This window comes from Ramlibacter aquaticus (genome assembly GCF_015159745.1).
GTDB lineage: Bacteria > Pseudomonadota > Gammaproteobacteria > Burkholderiales > Burkholderiaceae_C > Ramlibacter > Ramlibacter aquaticus.
Map to the genome: position 1 here is coordinate 1 of NZ_JADDOJ010000088.1, position 16862 is coordinate 16862.

A 16862-nucleotide genomic window follows, 5' to 3' on the forward strand; every position below is an offset into this window, starting at 1 on the left:
GAGATGGGGGGAGTTGGACGCAGAGGCCTTGCTTGTAAATCCAACAAATGCGGGAAAAAAGACCGCCCCCTTTGCTCGGGGGGCGGTCTTCACAAGGCTACTGGTTCGATGCAGCGGCCTTCTTCTGCGCGGCCGCCGCGCGGGCGCGCCGGATCTGCTTGCGCCGGCGCCTGCCGGCAGCTGCGCGCGCCTTCTTGCGCGCAGCTCGCCGGGCCTTCCTGCTCCTGGGCAGCCGCTGCGTGGGCTGCTCGTGCGGCAACGGCGGCAGATACTGGTACTGCACGTGCCCGCACTTGCTGCACTCACAGCTGCGGTCACCGGTGCGTTAAAAAAAAACGGACCACAGGCCATTGGAAAATCCAGGGGTGGATGGAACACCAAGATTCATATGGTTGCCGCGGATGCTCGAACGGCCGTGACGTTCACCTTCTGACGGTTCACTGGGCGGTCACCTCCGCTGACCTATGTCGGCGCATCCCGCGTGCTGGCGCACCAGCGCAGCCCGACTGCCGCCATCGCCTGGGTGCTATTTCGAGCGCAAGCGGGACGGCCGCGCAGGTTGGAGGCGATGGGCCATGGTCGACGGATACTCTTCTGGCCGTGGGCCAGCCTCCGCCAGCGGGCTGCGAGCAGCTGCGGGTTCACAGGGACGGCGCCGACACATTCGCACCCCTGGTACCAAGCGCGGGCACGCTCGCCCGGCCAACGCACCTATTCGCGTTCGAGATGTCACTCGTCAATACGATAGAGAGCCGCCATTACAGAACAGTGGTCGGAATGTGCTGTTCGTCGCCTGGAGCAAGCCCGCCAAAACAGTGCATTGCCTGTTGCCGTCGGTGATGTACGCCGAGTCGCCGGTGGCCCTGTACGCGCATCCATCGAATTGCGCGATTTGGTCGTAGTACGACGTCTGAGGATCTGTATCGGTACCCGGATACTGAAGTTTAGAGCAGGCCTGCAGATCTCCGCTTTGTGACGCGCTGGATGTGCTGCCGGAGGCGTTCGAACTGCTGCTGGTGGAATCAGTTCCACCTCCGCCGCAAGCCGACATCACGGCCGCACAGGCCAAAACTGACAAGAGACCAGTCAACTTCATGTAGTCTTTCCAGAGCGGCTAGAGGTCAACGCCAGTATCGATTTCGATGTACTCCTCATGGGAACCTCTTCCTTCGACTCATACAGGAGTGCGGTGCACAGGGCGGACCGCTCAGCTATTACATGGGAGGCGCGTTTGTGGGGCCATCCCATGAAATCGGGACAGACTTCTCGCCCGATCGGAAGATGCGGCTCGGCTATGCTGCGCGCAAACCGTTGGAGGATAGAAACTATACAGTGTTAACACAAACCGCGAAGTCCGTCGGCGACCAGCGCGAAGCATAGGAAGCCGAGGAACATCGCGTCGAGCTTCTCGAAGCGAGAGAAGATCCGCCTGAATCCCTTCAAGCGCCGGAACAGGCGTTCGACCTCGTTGCGGCGCTTGTACATCTCGCGGTCGTACTCCCAGAGCTCGAGACGAGTCTGCAGCGGCGGCACAACCGGGATAAAGCCAAGCTCGAGAGCCAACTGACGCGTCTCGTTGCCTTCGTAGGCGCGGTCCATGAGCAGGTGAATTGGCCGGCTCGCGGCGCCCAAACTCTCAATCAGACGCCGGCCTTGGGGGCGTCGTGGGCCTGGCCGGGCGACAAGCAGAACGTTACGGCCGTTCGAGCATCCGCGGCAACCATATGAATCTTGGTGTTCAATCCCCCGCGGGATTTTCCGATGGCCTGGGGTCCGTTTTTGTTAGAGCACCTGTGCCATCGGGATGCACCTTGATGCTGGTGCTGTCCAAGGAAACCGCCTCGATCCTGATGCGCACCACCTGCTCGCGCTGCAACTGCTCGAACATCTTGTCCAGCACGCCCGCCTTGGTCCAGCGCCGCATGCGCGTGTAGATCGTATGCCAGTTGCCGAACCGCTTGGGCAGGCCGCGCCACTTGCAGCCGCGTTCAGCCACGTACAGCATCGCGTTGACCACCTGCAAATTCGTCATACTGACGTTGCCTCGTTGCTTGGGCAGACAGTGTTCGACGAGGCCAAATTGCTCGGGCGTGATTTCCATAACGAGCAGTGTCGGCCATTCTGATTGTTGGCTCATTTAGTGTTAACACGCCCTAGAACGGCCAGCAGGAAAACCAGCACGTTGTTGTCGAACCAGCCGCCGATAAAGGATGCCGCATATCGAAGCACACCGCCCGCATAGCCCCCGGCCAGCGCCGCCGCCTGCGACCTGGTGGTGCACAGAGCCAGGGCGGCGGGCAGCAAAAGCGCCAGCAACGGCACCGCTGCTCGCCCCAGGCGGCGGCTCCAAGGAGGAAGCCTCCCAGGAGCGCTGCCACAAGGCGTGCAGCCCGCAGCTTCTGGCCAGGCACCGTCGCCAGAAGGTGCGAGCGAAGCACGTTTGGGCGCCACGTGCCCAGCCAGTCGTAGGGGCGCACATAGGGGAACAGCTTCAGGCGTGCCGCGGTGCGGCCGAACCAGCTGCGGCAGGTGTCCTCGATGCAGTTCGCGGCCGAGCGCCATGCGCCCTTGTCATCGAAGAGTTGGGCGGCCTCCCCGGTGGCCAGCACGGGCGCGAGGAAAAGCTCGCTCAGATGCACCTGGCCACGATGGTTGTAGATCAGGCGCGGGATGCGGTCGGCAATCTCCTGCATCGCTGAGTCCTGGTCGGCCGCGCGCGCGAGGGCTTGCCAGAGGCTGGCCTCATCTCCCTGGAGGATCGCGCGGTCAACCTCTATTCCCCATTGGGCACGCGACATGGGCGGTGGGCTAGCAGTTTGGTTTGTTGTCATCCAGAAATGCGACTACTTGTTGTGCATTGAAAGTAGCATGGGTCGATAGCCCGTCAAGAGGCTCCAAACGGCGTCCGAACACGGTTTGGCGCCTCGTGCAGGCCTTGACAGAAGGCCGCTTCGTGTTTTCATGGTTTCGAACCACTGGGAAAACGACATGGACCGATTCGATCTCGCCTCCGCTATGGCCTGCCTGGAAGGCGTTGCCGACCACGGCACTACGGCTGCCGGAGCAGTCGGCGAAAGCGTCCTGGTGCGCGGGATGCCCGCCCACCAGTACCACGCTGACCGCGACGCCCTCTCCTGCTCGATGCTCAAGCCGCTGCTGGTGTCACCCGCCCACTTCCAGGTTGCTCTGGCCTGCCCGCCGAGGCAGACCGATGCGATGGTGTTTGGCTCGGTGCTTCACCTGCTGGTGCTGGAGCCACACCTGCTGTCCCAAGAAGTGGCCGTCTTTCCTAGCGTTGCCAGCAAGCGAACGAGCGAATACAAAGAGTTTGTGGCGGGCCGGCCGGACAAGATGGTGATCGACGAGCCGTCGTTCGCGGAAGCCCGCGGCCTCGCTGACAAGGTGATGACCACCCCGTACAAGGGCCGCTGCGTGGGCAAGTTCATCGAAGAGTCGATTCCCGAGGCGACGGTCTACTACACGGACCCGGCGACAGGCCTGCGCATCAGGCTGCGGATGGACGCCTACCACCTGGACCTCACCATCGACCTGAAGTCCACCCGGCACAGCGACCCCCTGGCGTTCCTGCGGGATGCGGTGGACATGGACTACGACCTGCAGGCTTTCCTGTACTCGTTCGGACGGGGCCTGTACGAAGGCTCCCAGGCGCTCGAGCCGTTCGTTTTCGTGGCCGCCGAGACCGAGGCGCCCTACTCCGTCAGCACGCTGTCGGCGGGCTCAACCTTCATGGACAACGGCGCGCGTAAGTACCAGGCGGCGCTCACGGCCTACAAGGCCTGCAGCGAGACAGGCCTGTGGCCGGACCTGGGCACCGATGCGGAGCTCGAGATCGAGCCGTGGCAGCAGTTCAACCCGAAGGGTGGCTGGCGCGCCGGGCTGGCGTCGCAGGCGGGCTAGGAGCAGAGCAATGGCACGCTACAGCGCGGTGGCGCCCTCTTGTACGGCATTTTGCCGTACGATGTGGCGAAGACCCTTCCATGACCACTGCCAGCACCACAGCCCGACTCGAAGCTCGAATCAGCACCGACCTGCATTCGATGCTCAAGCGCGCCGCCGAGTTGCAGGGGCGAACCATGACTGACTTCGTTGTGTCTGCTGTACAGGAAGCCGCGCAGCAAGCCATCGAGCAGGCTGACCTGATCCGGGTTTCCTTGGCCGACCAGGAGTGCTTCGCCCAAGCACTCCTTGCGCCGCCGAAGCAGTCCCCTGCACTGAAGCGCGCCTTCAAGCGCCGCAGCAAGCTCCTGCAGGCTGGATGAGCGGCGCCCCGTTCCGGCTTGAGCTGCTTGGTGCAGCCCATGACCGCAGCGCCTTTCTCAGCGACTCGCTGCCACTGAACCGCTACTTCCATCAGCAAGTCACCCAGGACATCCGCCGACGCGTGGCCGTGTGCTTCGTGGCCTCGCCCAACGGAACGCGGGTGGCCGGCTACTACACGTTGGCGGCGGCAAGCGTGCCTCTGGCAGGCCTTCCGGCTGCCACAGCCAAGAAGCTGCCCCGCTATCCCAGCGTGCCGGCTATCCGCATGGGCCTCCTGGCTGTCGACCAGGCGTTCAAGGGCCAAGGCCTCGGTGGTGCGCTCCTGGCGGATGCACTGGACCGCGCCGCCCGGGCTGAGATCGCCGCCTTTGCACTCGTGGTCGACGCCAAGGCCGAGACTGCAGCGAGCTTCTACCGTCACCACGGCTTCATCGCTCTGCCCGAATCGCCGTTGATGTTGTTTCTGCCGCTGGCCACCGTGCGCGGCTGACAGCGCGAAGAGCTGCGCGACCTGTGGTCAGGCCCCTGCTTCCGATTTAGTGGTGACGGGTTCGTCGCCCAGGGGCCTGCGGGAGGCCTTCCTCCATTCACTGCGCGGTGGCGTGAACAGCTGGAACGTAGCCCACTCGAATTGCCGCCAGGATTGAAGCAGGGGGCAGCACGCGCAGTTCGTCTGCTGGCGCGTACTGCGCCGGCCCATACCCCTCGAAGGACCACGGCCGCATGCGGCCGTTGCTGCCCACCAGCCAGGCGCGGCCATCCCACTCCACCATGACCCCGGCTGGCAGCTGCTCGATTCGGCGCATCGTCGGCGCGAGCGAGCGTTCCTTGCGCAGCCGCTGGTCCACCTGGGTTGCGCGCGGCGCATCTGGCTGGTCCATGCCTGCCGCCCAGCGTCGGCATCTGCCCGGCCCTGCCTTTCTGCGGAGAGCAGCTCGTCCCGCGACTTCAGGTTTCACTTCGTCGCTTCCAACTCGGACAGCACGTTGTTGTGAACCGACAGAAGCTCCTCGCGTACCAGTTCGAACGCTTGGTCATTGGAGGCACCAGGCACCGCGTCTTCGAATATCGAAATGCGCCGTTGAGCATCAACGCCGACGACACCCAAAGCGTGAGCGTCCAGCCGTCCCACCTTGTCTTGCGCTGACGCGCCAGTGACGATGCTGTCCATCAAAAAATTGATGGACAGCAATGCAATCGCAAACATCTCAATCGCCCAAGCGCCGCACGCATGACGCGCAGTTCAAGGCGGCCGTGCTGGCTGCATGCGGTGAGCCCGGCGCGTCGGTTGCGGCGGTGGCCCAGGTGCATGGCGTGAACGCGAACCTCGTTCGCCAGTGGCAGGTCGGCCGCGGCATGAAGCGGTGTGGCAGCGCGGGCGACACGCCCACTGCACTGAGTGCGGGCGCGAAGCTCGACCTGTCATGAGCGCGCAGCAGCGCGCCCTGTTCGAAGAGACCATGGCCGAGGACGAGGATATCCCGACCATTCAAGATTTGGGCCGCAAGGGCGTCCGTGAACTGCACGCGATATTCCACAGCGCCGCCGATAATTCAGCGAACACGAAACTCACGCAAGCCGAGCGCACCGCCGCCCGGAAAACACAGGACAACATCCTCCGTGTTCTCGCGGCTCACCACCCCCGGCCTTAAGCCGGGGTTACTGCGCATCCAATCCGCACAGGGTTGGTCGATGGGGGATGCAAGGGGGAGAGTGGTCGCAATCCAACCGCGATGAGGTTGGCGCGTAGCCTCAGCGAATCGCATTTCTGATTGGCTGATCGTGAACCACTCCAGCCTTCACACCTAGGCCACTCGCGTCGGCTTCGGGCTCGTATCCGCATGCTCGGTCAGCAGTTGGACAAGGCGGAACATGAGCTGATGCTTCACGGGTGCGGCATCGGCGTCACCCCAGAGGTTGCGCATCTCTAAGGGGTCCGCCTGGAGGTCATAGAGTTCGCCCCAGGCACCCTCCGCGAACACGCTCATGCGGTAGCGGTCCGTCACCACAGTACGGACACGGACTGGCTCATCAAATCCCAAGTACGCGCGCTGCTGGTTCTCCTCGATCAGGACCGCATCGCGGCAGGCCGGTGCCGGTACGCCATCAGGGGTGTACAGCGCCTTTCCCTGCACGCCATTGGGCGGCGCGATGCCGGCGCGGCTCAGGATGCTGGCGCCCAGGTCCATGGACGACGCCAGGTCGTCGCGGGACCCGCCTGCGCCGTGGCTGGCGGGGTCGCGCCAGATGAAGGGCACCCGGACCAGGCCCTGGTAATGCAGGGGGCCCTTGAGCACGATGCCGTGGTCGCCCATAAGGTCACCGTGGTCCGAAGTGAAGACCACGACCGTGTTCTCATCCAAGCCGGCGGCGCGCAGGGCCTGCATCACCAGCCCGATGCGGTCGTCGATGTTCGTGATCATCCCGTAGGTGAGCGCGATCATTTCCCTGACCTCGCGCTCGGAAGCTGCGAACAAACGGGGGCCCTGCGTATTGGCATGGCCGGCGGCACGCTCCCGTCGCAGCCACTCGACATGCTGTTCCCCAGGATGGCCGCCAATCATGGTCGCGGGCACCGGGATGTCTTCGGGCTTGTACATGTCCCAGTAGCGGCCCGGCGGGGTCCAGGGATGGTGCGGGTCGGGAAACGAACACATCAGCGCAAACGGCCGTGAAGGCTGGCTGCGCGCGTGCTCGCTGAGCCATTGGACGGTTTGCGTGGCAATGAAGTGCGTGGGATAGCTGTCCTCGTCCAGGCGCGTCTTCCAGGCCTGGGGCGCGACATAGCGGGGGTCGCGTTCGCCATGCTCGCGACCCAGCCGGGCGGCCAGCTCGGGGCGCGCGCCCTCCAGCCAACGGAGCCAGTCACCGAAGCATTCGTCGGCATGGTGGTTGCAGAGCACCACCTCCTGGAAGCCGTAGTACGGCGTGTGGATGCGGTGGCGACTGTCGGCCCAGCGGGAACGCAACTCCTGCTCGTACGCGCCTGGCGGCAACGTATCCCGGCGCGCTTCCTTGAAACCGGATTCGACTACTCCTTCGGGGATGTGGCGCGGTGGCAGCAGGGGTGGATTGTCCTCCATGTTCTGCAGGTGGCTCTTGCCGATGAGCGCCGTGCGGTAGCCGGCTTCCGACAGCACATCGGCGAAGGTCACGCTCTCCAGAGGCAGGGGCACGCCATTGCTGCGCGCCCCATGCACGGAGGGCATGCGCGAAGTCATGATCGAACCCCGGTTGGGCATGCAGACGGGGTTCGCCACGTACGTTCGCTCAAAGCGCTGCCCCTGCTCAGCCAGCCTGTCGATATGCGGCGTGCGCACGATGGGGTTGCCATAACAGCCAAGGTGGTCAGCCCGGTGCTGGTCGGTGATGAAGATGAGGAAGTTGGGTTGCATACGCGGGTTCAGGGGAGGCGTCGCATTCTTGGCGCCTGAACCGGTGCGTGCAACGCTCCGCAGGTCGTTCCTATAAGGGATCGTTATGCATAGTCACGCGCGCACGGTCCTGCGCCGGGGCTTCGCCTTCTGCGCCGCATCGGTCGCACCGGCCTGCGCGATGACTGCCTCGATGACGGCCTCGGTCGCTGCGGCCCGACGCCCCCGCGGGCGCTCCGGCGAGTACAGGCAGACTTCATAGCGCGGCAGCCCCTCTTGCAGCCGCAGCGGCACCACCGCCCCGGGCTGCATCGTGTCGAGCAGGGCCGGATGGGGCACGACGCACATCAGGTCGCTCTGTGCCACGATACGCAACACGGTGGCGTAATCGCCGCCTTGCGCCACGATGCGCGGCGCGCCCAGGCCGCGTACGGCGTAGGCTTCCTCGACCACGTTGCCCGAAGTGCCCGCCAGACCGGCGACGACCCAGGCCTGGCCCTGGATCTGGGCCAGCGAACTCGCACCAGCCAGCGGATGCCCCTTGCGCACATAGACAGCCGGGCTGCTAATGTGCACCACCACTTCGCGCAGCCCGACGGCCTCGAACATCCGCGGACGCGGAACGACAACAAGGTCTAACTCGCCCGACTCGAGGCCGGCGAGGAGCTGGGCGGCCGAACCTGCTGCAAAGCGCACCAGGCCGTCCGGCATGTGGGCGTGCCACGCCCGCTCCACACACGCGCCGTACAGGAAGGACGCCGCGGCCGCCATCCCGACATGCAGCGAATGGCGCCGTGCCCGGGCCGCGCCTGGCCGCTGGTCCGGGCTTCCCTTGAGCTGCTCAACGCTGGCCCCGAACTGCTTTGCCAGCCGGGCCAGCTGCAGCCCCGCTGCGGTCGGCACCTTGTGGCGCCCGGACTTCTCGAAAAGCTTGAGGCCCAGGGCCTGCTCCAGACCCTGCATAGCCTGCGAGACCGCGGGCTGTGTAATGCCACCTGCGGTCGCGGCGACCGAAAAGCTGCCGCGGCTGACGACCAGGTCCAGGAGCACGAGGTGCTGCAGCTGCATGCTGCCTCCTTGCAATGCGGGGCGGCCTTCGGACGCCAGATCCCCAATCATAAGTCTTGCTTATGGATCCCAGCTCGCCGGGCTTGTGGCGACCACCGCCCCCTCCCAGAATTGCGGCAGTACACCCCGGAGACTTCGCATGAACCGCCAGCGCCGAACCAGCCTACAGCTCCTGCTGGGCAGCATCGTCATCTCCTCGTGCATGGTCGCAGCCCATGCCCAGGCCTTTCCCGGCAGGCAGGTCACGCTGGTCGTGCCCTTCCCCGCGGGCGGACCCAACGACATCGTCGCCCGAGCGCTGGCCGAGCGGCTGGCCGCCACCTGGAAGCAGCCGGTCATCGTCGACAACAAGGCTGGCGCGACAGGCAACGTGGGCGCGCAGTTCGTCGCGCGGGCGCCCGGAGACGGCCACACCCTGCTGCTCACCCTGGACACCTCACTGACCGCCAACCCGACGATCTACGGCAAGCGCATGGGCTTCAATGTGGACAAGGACCTGCGTCCGGTCGCCATGCTGGGCCGTTTCAGCCAGATGCTGGTGGTCAACCCGTCCACGGGCATCGCCGACATCAAGGGCTTCACGCAGGCGGCGACCAAGGCAGGCCTGACCTACGGCTCCGCCGGCAACGCGAGCCCGGGGCACCTCACCATGGAAGGCCTGCATTCGCTGCTTACAGGCAGCAAGTTCACGCACATTCCCTACCGCGGCAATGCCCCGGCGCTGATCGACCTGCTCGGCGGCCAGGTCCAGGCGGGCTTCATCGCCACCCCGACGGTGGCCCAGCACGTCGCCGCCGGCAAGCTCAAGGCCTTGGCCGTATCCGGTTCGCGGCGCTCGCCCCTGGCACCGGGCGTGCCCACCCTGACCGAACTGGGGTACGGGGGTGCGACCGCGGACTTCGGCTATGCGCTCATGGTGCCCGGCTCCACGCCGGATGCCACGGTCCAGCAGATCAACACGGACTTGCGCAAGGTCATCGCGGATTCGCAGGTGGTGGCGCGGCTGCGCGAGCTGGACATCGAACCCGTGGTCGGCACCGAGCAGCAGGCCGCAGCAGCGCTGAAGGCCGGCCGGGACCGTTGGGCGCGCGTGATCAAAGCACAGGGGATCACCGGCGAGTGAGCCGGCACCGCGCCATGAAGAGACCCGACTGGCGGATCCAGGGCAGCGACCCCGATTACCGCTTTTCACTGGCCAACGAGCGCACCTGCCTGGCCTGGGTGCGCACCGCGCTCGCCATCCTCGCGGGGGGCATCCTCCTGCACCAGTTCGCCGACCGGCTCGGCCCGCCCCGTGCCATGACCCTGCTGGCGGCCGCACTCACGTTCCTGGCGGCCTGGCTCTGCGGCGCCGCTTACTTCCGCTGGCGGTCGAACGAGATTTCCATGCGGCATGACAGACCGCTTCCCTCGAGCGCGACACTTGCCGTGCTGTGCGGTGGGCTGGCCCCCGCCGCACTCGCCGTCGCCTGGCTGCTGCTTTCGCCCATCTTCGGATGAAAGACCCCGGGCTTCAACCCGAGCGCACGGCGCTGGCGTGGAACCGCAGCATGCTGGCAGTGCTGGGCAATGGAATGCTGCTCTTGCGCGTGGCGCTGCAGTTGCCTGGGGCCTGGCTGGGCGTCGTGCTGATCCTCGTGCTCGCTGCGCTCGCAGGCTGCCTGCGCGCCGGACGCGCTCGTCGTCAGGTGCTCACGAAGTCCACTCCTCAATCCGCCGCACCGGCCGCTGCCATGCAGGCCCTTACGGGCAGCGCCCTACTCTGCTGCTGCGCGGCCACCCTCGAGCTACTGCTCGCAATGCGCTGAGCAGCCCGCCCACCCCCATTGAACGGAAACCCCATGAGCCTGATCCAGAAGATCCACCACGTCGCGTACCGCTGCAAGGATGCGAAGGAAACCGTCGAGTGGTACGAGAAGCACCTGGGCATCATGTTCGTGCTGGCGATCGCCGAGAACGAGGTCCCTTCCACCAAGGCCCCGGACCCGTACATGCATGTGTTCCTCGACGCGGGCAACGGCAACGTGCTGGCCTTCTTCGAGCTGCCGGGCCAGCCTCCGATGGGTCGCGACACGAACACGCCGGAATGGGTGCAGCATCTCGCGCTCAAGGTTGATTCGGTCGATACCTTGCTTACCACCAAGGCCCGGCTCGAAGCCGAAGGCATCGAAGTGCTGGGCCCGACCAACCACACGATCTTCAAGAGCATCTACTTCTTCGACCCTAACGGCCACCGGCTCGAGCTCGCCGCCGATTGCGGCACGCCCGGGATGATGCAGAAGCTCGATGCGGTCAAGCGCGAGATGCTGGACGAGTGGAGCCGCACTCGCCGCGCACCCTCGCATGCGGCGTGGATGCATGACGGCACCTACGCCTGAGGCCGGCATGTGGAGCGCGATGAACCTGCTGAATGAAACCCACGACCCGGCGCTTCGCAGCTGGGTCACCAGCGCCAATGCGCCGGGCTGCGACTTCCCCGTGCAGAACCTGCCCTTCGGGCGCTTCCGCACCGCCCCGGCCGAACCCTGGCGCATCGGCGTCGCTATCGGCGACGAAGTGCTGGACCTGCGGGCTGCCGGCCTGCTGGACCATGCCGCCATGGCACAAGTACTGACCTTGCCCCAGGCCGAAAGGTCGGCGCTGCGCCTGGCGCTCTCGCGCGGGCTGCGCGCGGGCAGCCGGCTGCAGGCTCCTTGGTCCACCTGCCTGCATGCGCAAACCAGGGTCGAGCTGGGCCTGCCCTGCGACGTGGGCGACTACACGGACTTCTACGTCGGCATCCACCACGCGACGGCCGTCGGCAAGCTCTTCCGGCCCGACAACCCGCTGCTGCCCAACTACAAGTGGGTGCCCATCGGCTACCACGGGCGATCGTCCACGCTCATCCCCAGCGGAACGCCATTCGTGCGCCCGCGCAGCCAAGTGAAGGCAGTGGACGCAGAGGTGCCGACTCTGCAGCCCAGCGCCCGGTTGGACTTCGAGCTGGAACTGGGCATCGTGGTCGGCCCCGGCAATGCGGCCGGCGAGCCGGTGGCCATGGCGCAGGCCGAGGACCATGTGTTCGGCCTGACGCTGTTCAACGACTGGAGCGCGCGCGACGTGCAGGCCTGGGAATACCAGCCACTGGGGCCCTTCCTGTCCAAGAACTTCGCCAGTACAGTCTCGCCCTGGATTGTGACCATGGAGGCGCTCGCACCCTACCGCCAGGCCTTCACACGGCCCGAAGGCGACCCGCAGCCCCTGCCCTACCTGCACTCTGAAGACAATGCCCAAGCGGGTGCCTTCGGCATCGAGCTCGAGGTGTGGCTGCAAACGGCCGCGATGCGCGCATCGGGCCATGCGGGTGAGTGCATCAGCAGGAGCAATTTCGCCGAAGCGGCTTACTGGACCGTGGCACAGCTGGTAGCCCACCACACGGTGAACGGCTGTACCCTGCGGCCGGGCGACCTGTTCGGTTCGGGCACCTTGTCCGGCCCCCGTCCGGAACAAGCTGGGTCGCTGCTGGAACTCACGCAGGGCGGCAAGGCGCCGATCCGCATGGCCAACGGCGAGACGCGCACCTTCCTTGAGGATGGAGATGAGGTCACGCTGAAAGGGGTGTGCAGACGGCCGGGAGCAGCATCCATAGGGTTCGGCTCATGCTCCGGAAAAGTGCTGCCAGCGCTTTCTAGCTGACCACAAAAGCGAGTCGACCGCTTCTGGCCGAGCGCGAGCACGCTGGATCGAACGTCCTGCTGGGATCAGCGCTTGCCGTAGGGCTTCAAAGCGATCAGTTCGCCGCGGGTCTTCGGGCCACCCGTGCCGTTGCCGCGGCGGAAGTCGGCAATGGTCTGAAGTCCGGTGCCAACCGACCCGTTAGCCACCTCAGTTCGAGATTGCGTTGGCATTCGCGTTCGAGCCGGCGGCTGGACTGGACGCGATTCAGGTAGCCGTAGATGTAGACCTTCAGCAGGTCGCCGGGATCATAGGACGGCCGACCCGTTGCAGCGGGCTGGCCACCTTCGAACCCAAGCTTCGTCAGATCCAACTCGCCGACGAAAGCACCGATCACCCGGACCGGGTTGTCGTCGGCGATGACGTCGTCCAGGCACTCGGACATCAAGGTCACTTGTTGCCGGTCCTGTCCTTCAATGAATCGAGGCATGCCGACTCCAGAGTCCGCTTCCGGAAGGACTCTATCGGCACAGCGGTCTTGACGTCAGACGGTTTTCACACAGCCTCGACCCCAAGCAGACATTTGGAAATTGCAGGAACACCAAGGTGAGGATGAGGACAATGACAGCGATGGCCGTCGCTTTCAGTGCGAACCGATCGTGCCAAGTACATCAGCTATCCAGCAGCGCAAGCACCCGCAATTCCAGACTCTCGCGCGGCCGCGCGTGAGGCGGTGTCGCGGGATGTTCGAAAGCGGTGTGCGGCACGCCCCGCGGCACACCATCGTGCGCGCAGCGATGGTCGAAATGCACGAAGGCCAGCACCTCGTCCCGCGTCATGCCGGGCAGGTGATGCCAGGCGTGTGCCGGGTTGTACAGCATGGCGAAGGTCTGGCCGCGACGGTGCGGGTAGATCAGGTGGTTGGTGACCAGGTCGGCCGAGTCCACGCTGCGCGCGTCGGCCACCGCCAGTGGCGCATCACCCAGGGGCTCGTCGTGCAAGGCGCGCCACAAGCCCACGATCATCCAGGGCTGGCCGCGATCCTCCATCCCGTGCGCCGCCATCACCTCGCGCGCGTGCAGGCCCGGAGACCGGCGTGTAGTCCAAGTGCACCCGGCCAACCGGCTCGCGCACCGCGGCGAAGGAGCCGCCCAGGCCATCCAGCGGGGGCCGGTGCGCCGCGCGACGGCGCAGCGTGTGGTCGAAGACGAAGGCCTGGCGCGCGCCAGTGAGCTCACGCACCAGAGCCTCGGCTTCCGGGTAGTGGCGGCCGCGCAGCGCGGCCTCGTCCCAGAAGTCATCCACGTCGCTGCGATGCGCCACGCAGCTGAAGCCCCTTGGGCCCAGCCGTCGCGGTTGGTCGAGCAGGCGCCCGTCGGCGAGTGCCACCTCGTGCGCCTGCAGCCGGCCGTTGAAGCGCGGCCCGCCGTCCGGCGGGTCGAAAGACCAGGTGTGCAACTCGCCCGCCTGCGCCTGCAGGTAATTCAAGCTGGCGTGCTGCGTGCCCGAGAGGAGGCGTGGCGCGGCCGCCGGCTCGGCCGCCAGCGAGCCCATGCAGATCCGTTCGCCATCGCGCGGCCCCGCCCCTGAGGGACGCCGCACCATGGCCGTTGCGCCATGCGCAGCCATCAGAAGAACGCCATGGTGCGCACCTCGATGCTTTCGCGTCGCGGCGCGCCCGGCGGCGTGGTCGGGTCCTCGAAGGCGCTGTGGCCCATGAAGCGCGCGCGCCCGTCGGTTTCGGAGTCGTAGGTCTTGAGCAGCAGCGCCTGGTCCGGCTCCATCGCCTGTATGCGGTCCGAACCGCCTGTCGTTCAACCCGCAGTGCCATCCTCCATCGTGGTTCTAAGCACCATGCCCTTCTCAGCATCAGGTGCGCAGGCGCGGGTCGTAGATCCACTTTCGCAGCTTCTTGGCTTTCACCGCGTGCAGCAGCGGGTGCAAGGGATTCAGCAGCACATTGAACTCCTCGGGTACGACCACTGATGGAACGAGGAGGGCCGGGGAGCGACCGCTTGCGAGCCAGGCATCCCCGAAGTCGAGCGACACCTTGCCCTCTGGCAGAGCGTCCCATCCGACCAGGTGAGCCGCGTCTGCCACCTCTCTGGCTGCCCAGGTCGCATCCGGAACGTCCAAGCGCACCAAGTAGCGATTGAGGGGCAAGCTCCCGGCCTTGAGGTGAACGGCCGTCTCCAGGCACGCCAGTGCGATGGAGGTCGAGGTGTAGAGGACGGCGCCTCCTACGCGGTTCCAGCGTCCGCCTGTCGCCTTGGCGCCAGCGCCTGTGAGGTCGTCAGCGGTGTAGTCAGGGGTGTCGGTGGCTATCCGCCAGAGCGACACGCCACCGCTCAAGCGTAGGCTCCGCTCTGCATCCGGGCGAGCAGGTTGGAGACGATCGACTGTCCCTCAAAAGTGTCCATGAGTTCGGCCGGCTTGCGACCGCCGATAGCGTCCAGCGGCTCCTCCAGCCAATGGGCTACCCACTGCGCCGCGTTGAAGCCTTCAGGGTTCCCCGATTGGTTCACCATGGCCTGGACTTGGCCCACCAGGCGCGCCATACCCAGGACGCGTTCGCTGTCTTCGGAAGACAGCGGTTGATCAGCGCTGGCGCGACGGTTGACCGTTGCGGCGGACAGCCCCAACGCTGGCAGAAGGCGGTCCTTGGGCATGGCCATCTCTTTGGCCATCCAGTCGACGATGCCTGCATTGACGCCCTGCTTGATCGTGTCCACGCGCTGCATCGGCTCGGCCGTGTAGATGTTCAGGAAGAAAGCCTCACCGCCGCGCCAACGGGCCTTGGTCTTTGCAGCCTTGAAGACGGCCACCTTCCCGTTGATGACCTCAAACTTCCCAGTCGGCTTACGTTGCTGCGGTATCAGCGATGAGCTGGTCCCTTTGCGTCCAGCTCGGGATGCAGTTCCTGGGAGGATGACTTTGGAGGACATAATACTCTTGTACGCTCATTTGAGCCGAATGTCTAGATCATTTGATCGCGACGAGCCGCCGGCGCCCGGGCCGCTGCCCGTGTTTCTCCAGCGTTGGCACGGTCTGGCCGAGCACAATCAGGTCGCTTTAGTGCGGCGGCTGCGGGTCCGCGGCGCTTCTCGCTGCACGAGGTAGTTGAGGAACGAGGTCTCCGTGATCGCGCCGTACAGCTTGTCAGCCAGCCAGTTGTAGAAGTCCACCTGTACGAGCTTGGACTTCAGCCCCTTGCTCTCGATGGAGCCGACCAGCGTCTTGTTCTTTTCCTTCTTGCGCTGAGCGACGTACTGATCCCAGTAGTGGTCGCTTTCCCTGCGGGGCATTTCGAGGAACAGCGCGTTCGCGTCCTTGCGCAGGCGGTCCTGGTATTCCTGCAGCAGCACCTCCTTGGCGGCATCGGTCCCGCTGGCCAGCGCGCCGTCCCCGCCCTCCATGGGCACGATGTTGGTGGGCTCCTCCAGTTCCTGCTCTGCATAGTCGCCCTGGACGGCGGCCTTGAGGTAGGCCGCGGGCCGCTTCACCTTGGCGGGGTCCTGGGCGATCAGGTCGTTCATGTAGCGCAGGTTGCGACGCACGCGGTCGATGCCGTAGCTGGCCACCAGCTTCCTCCTGGTGAAGGTGAGGTGATTGTGGGTAGTGGCAAGTGCCACCAGGCTTGGAAGGTGAGCGCTTTGTGGGAAGTGGGTGCGACCTGATGCGCTCAGGTGAGGTAAATGTGGGTAGTGGAGGCGCTTCAGGGGGCGTTTCGGGGCTCTTCCAGGCTCGTGTTCCCACATTAACCTCACCTTCCCTAGCACGGCACCACCAGGTTGGACGGGCGAGTTTCGGGCAGGTAGCCGTGGGTGACTTCGACGAGGCGACTGAGTGCAGCTTCGTCGATTTCTACCTCTTCCTTATGCATTGGCACGCGAATCGCGCGTTCAGCGGCTTGACGCGGGAGTGGTCCGATTTCCGGGAAGTTGAACAGACGCTCCGCATAGGACTTTGCGTTGCCCATCCGGCCACGCAGCTGCGGCAGGCCTGCGCCCACAAGAACGACCGGCAGCTGCTGCTGCTCGATGCGATGCATCGCCGTGATAAGGACCGCCAACTGATCCTCAGCCACGTATTGCAGCTCGTCAATGAAGATCGCTTCGGCGGTACCGGCAGCGTTCGCGGCCTGCCCGACCTGCTCGAAGAGCGCCTGCAGATCGTGCTCCAGGTCGCCGTTGTCAGCCAGGCCGGGCTCAGGCTCGTAATCCAAGCCGACCTCGAGATCCTGATACCTGATCTTCATCTTCCCGGCGAACCCGGCGAGTGCGCGCAGGCCGCGGCTTGCATAGTCCCTGGCAGCAGCTACATTGCTCAATCTGAGCAGGGCCTGACGGAGCTGGGGTGTATGCGTCCGGCCAAGTCACCTTGACGGCTGCCGGCCTACGGTGAGGACCCTCAGGCCGACGGTGCCCAGCGATGCGGAAGCAGTTCGTCGATCCGGCTGGCCGGGTGTGTCGGCAACCGCTCGAG

General features: G+C 65.4%; 20 protein-coding genes and 4 pseudogenes. 11 read left to right on the top strand and 13 right to left on the bottom strand.

All coding sequences use genetic code 11. The annotated features are described in order from the left end of the window. Window positions 1-316: 316 nt before the first annotated feature. A pseudogene (locus tag IM725_RS16930) lies at window positions 317-424 on the top strand (IS5-like element ISCARN85 family transposase); the annotation flags it as partial. Between the two features lie 911 nt (window positions 425-1335). Here IM725_RS16930 and IM725_RS16935 read toward each other — a convergent pair. Beyond that, a pseudogene (locus tag IM725_RS16935) lies at window positions 1336-2101 on the bottom strand (IS5 family transposase). A 52-nt stretch (window positions 2102-2153) separates the two neighbouring features. Continuing rightward, window positions 2154-2798 carry a hypothetical protein gene (locus tag IM725_RS16940; RefSeq protein ID WP_193781816.1) on the bottom strand — a complete coding sequence of 215 codons (645 nt, stop codon included), beginning with the start codon at window positions 2796-2798 and terminating at the stop codon, window positions 2154-2156. Window positions 2799-2961: 163 nt separating this feature from the next. Between IM725_RS16940 and IM725_RS16945 the strand changes: the two genes are divergently transcribed. The 3 genes from IM725_RS16945 (at window position 2962) to IM725_RS16955 (ending at window position 4771) form a co-directional block, all read left to right on the top strand. Further along, window positions 2962-3918, top strand: coding sequence for a PD-(D/E)XK nuclease-like domain-containing protein (locus IM725_RS16945; RefSeq protein ID WP_193781817.1), 957 nt, complete (start codon window positions 2962-2964; stop codon window positions 3916-3918). Window positions 3919-3998: 80 nt separating this feature from the next. Continuing rightward, entirely contained in the window at window positions 3999-4280 is a 282-nt protein-coding gene (locus IM725_RS16950) for a type II toxin-antitoxin system TacA family antitoxin (RefSeq protein ID WP_193781818.1), read from the top strand. Beyond that, complete coding sequence (locus IM725_RS16955; RefSeq protein WP_193781819.1) at window positions 4277-4771, top strand: GNAT family N-acetyltransferase; 495 nt, start codon at window positions 4277-4279, stop codon at window positions 4769-4771. The genes IM725_RS16950 and IM725_RS16955 overlap by 4 nt, the downstream gene beginning before the upstream one ends. 97 nt (window positions 4772-4868) lie before the next feature. Here the strand turns inward: IM725_RS16955 and IM725_RS16960 are convergent, their stop codons facing one another. Together IM725_RS16960 and IM725_RS16965 are read right to left on the bottom strand one after the other, a co-directional pair. Continuing rightward, on the bottom strand, window positions 4869-5162 hold the full coding sequence (locus tag IM725_RS16960) for a hypothetical protein (protein WP_193781820.1): 294 nt from the start codon (window positions 5160-5162) through the stop codon (window positions 4869-4871). A 74-nt stretch (window positions 5163-5236) separates the two neighbouring features. Next, entirely contained in the window at window positions 5237-5452 is a 216-nt protein-coding gene (locus IM725_RS16965; RefSeq protein ID WP_193781821.1) for a hypothetical protein, read from the bottom strand. A 20-nt stretch (window positions 5453-5472) separates the two neighbouring features. Between IM725_RS16965 and IM725_RS16970 the strand changes: the two genes are divergently transcribed. Both IM725_RS16970 and IM725_RS16975 read left to right on the top strand, forming a co-directional pair. Next, the gene (locus IM725_RS16970; protein WP_193781822.1) at window positions 5473-5709 is read left to right on the top strand and encodes a transposase; all 237 of its coding nucleotides are present in this window, start codon (window positions 5473-5475) and stop codon (window positions 5707-5709) included. Continuing rightward, window positions 5706-5933 (top strand): hypothetical protein, encoded by a 228-nt coding sequence (locus tag IM725_RS16975; RefSeq protein ID WP_193781823.1) that lies wholly within the window; start codon window positions 5706-5708, stop codon window positions 5931-5933. The genes IM725_RS16970 and IM725_RS16975 overlap by 4 nt, the downstream gene beginning before the upstream one ends. A 153-nt stretch (window positions 5934-6086) precedes the next feature. On the opposite strand, the gene IM725_RS16980 is transcribed toward IM725_RS16975, so the two are convergent. Then, window positions 6087-7676 carry a sulfatase family protein gene (locus IM725_RS16980; RefSeq protein WP_193781824.1) on the bottom strand — a complete coding sequence of 530 codons (1590 nt, stop codon included), beginning with the start codon at window positions 7674-7676 and terminating at the stop codon, window positions 6087-6089. A gap of 93 nt (window positions 7677-7769) precedes the next feature. Continuing rightward, window positions 7770-8723, bottom strand: a complete 954-nt coding sequence (locus IM725_RS16985; protein WP_193781825.1) for a LysR family transcriptional regulator — start codon at window positions 8721-8723, stop codon at window positions 7770-7772. 139 nt (window positions 8724-8862) lie between these two features. Here IM725_RS16985 and IM725_RS16990 point away from each other — a divergent pair, with 139 nt between their 5' ends. The 5 genes from IM725_RS16990 to fahA are packed head-to-tail and all read left to right on the top strand — an operon-like array spanning window position 8863 to window position 12398. Then, on the top strand, window positions 8863-9846 hold the full coding sequence (locus IM725_RS16990; protein WP_193781826.1) for a Bug family tripartite tricarboxylate transporter substrate binding protein: 984 nt from the start codon (window positions 8863-8865) through the stop codon (window positions 9844-9846). A 14-nt stretch (window positions 9847-9860) separates the two neighbouring features. Then, window positions 9861-10223, top strand: a complete 363-nt coding sequence (locus IM725_RS16995; protein ID WP_193781827.1) for a YidH family protein — start codon at window positions 9861-9863, stop codon at window positions 10221-10223. Next, on the top strand, window positions 10220-10531 hold the full coding sequence (locus IM725_RS17000; RefSeq protein WP_193781828.1) for a DUF202 domain-containing protein: 312 nt from the start codon (window positions 10220-10222) through the stop codon (window positions 10529-10531). The genes IM725_RS16995 and IM725_RS17000 overlap by 4 nt, the downstream gene beginning before the upstream one ends. Before the next feature lie 33 nt (window positions 10532-10564). Continuing rightward, on the top strand, window positions 10565-11101 hold the full coding sequence (locus IM725_RS17005; protein WP_193781829.1) for a VOC family protein: 537 nt from the start codon (window positions 10565-10567) through the stop codon (window positions 11099-11101). Window positions 11102-11120: 19 nt separating this feature from the next. Then, entirely contained in the window at window positions 11121-12398 is a 1278-nt protein-coding gene (gene fahA, locus IM725_RS17010) for a fumarylacetoacetase (RefSeq protein WP_193781830.1), read from the top strand. Window positions 12399-12523: 125 nt separating this feature from the next. Here the strand turns inward: fahA and IM725_RS17015 are convergent. The 7 genes and pseudogenes from IM725_RS17015 to IM725_RS17050 form a co-directional block, all read right to left on the bottom strand. Continuing rightward, a pseudogene (locus IM725_RS17015) lies at window positions 12524-12867 on the bottom strand (transposase); the annotation flags it as partial. Between the two features lie 181 nt (window positions 12868-13048). Next, window positions 13049-14006 (bottom strand): annotated as a pseudogene (locus tag IM725_RS17025) (CmcJ/NvfI family oxidoreductase). After that, complete coding sequence (locus IM725_RS17030; RefSeq protein WP_227753889.1) at window positions 14006-14161, bottom strand: hypothetical protein; 156 nt, start codon at window positions 14159-14161, stop codon at window positions 14006-14008. The pseudogene IM725_RS17025 and the gene IM725_RS17030 overlap by 1 nt, the downstream one beginning before the upstream one ends. A gap of 85 nt (window positions 14162-14246) precedes the next feature. Continuing rightward, the gene (locus tag IM725_RS17035) at window positions 14247-14729 is read right to left on the bottom strand and encodes an RES family NAD+ phosphorylase (protein WP_193781833.1); all 483 of its coding nucleotides are present in this window, start codon (window positions 14727-14729) and stop codon (window positions 14247-14249) included. After that, window positions 14726-15322 carry a type II RES/Xre toxin-antitoxin system antitoxin gene (parS, locus tag IM725_RS17040; RefSeq protein WP_193781834.1) on the bottom strand — a complete coding sequence of 199 codons (597 nt, stop codon included), beginning with the start codon at window positions 15320-15322 and terminating at the stop codon, window positions 14726-14728. Before parS ends, IM725_RS17035 begins: the two co-directional genes overlap by 4 nt. 117 nt (window positions 15323-15439) lie before the next feature. After that, window positions 15440-16009, bottom strand: a complete 570-nt coding sequence (locus IM725_RS17045; RefSeq protein ID WP_193781835.1) for a hypothetical protein — start codon at window positions 16007-16009, stop codon at window positions 15440-15442. Window positions 16010-16149: 140 nt separating this feature from the next. Next, on the bottom strand, window positions 16150-16635 hold the full coding sequence (locus IM725_RS17050; RefSeq protein WP_227753890.1) for a hypothetical protein: 486 nt from the start codon (window positions 16633-16635) through the stop codon (window positions 16150-16152). Window positions 16636-16862 lie beyond the last annotated feature (227 nt).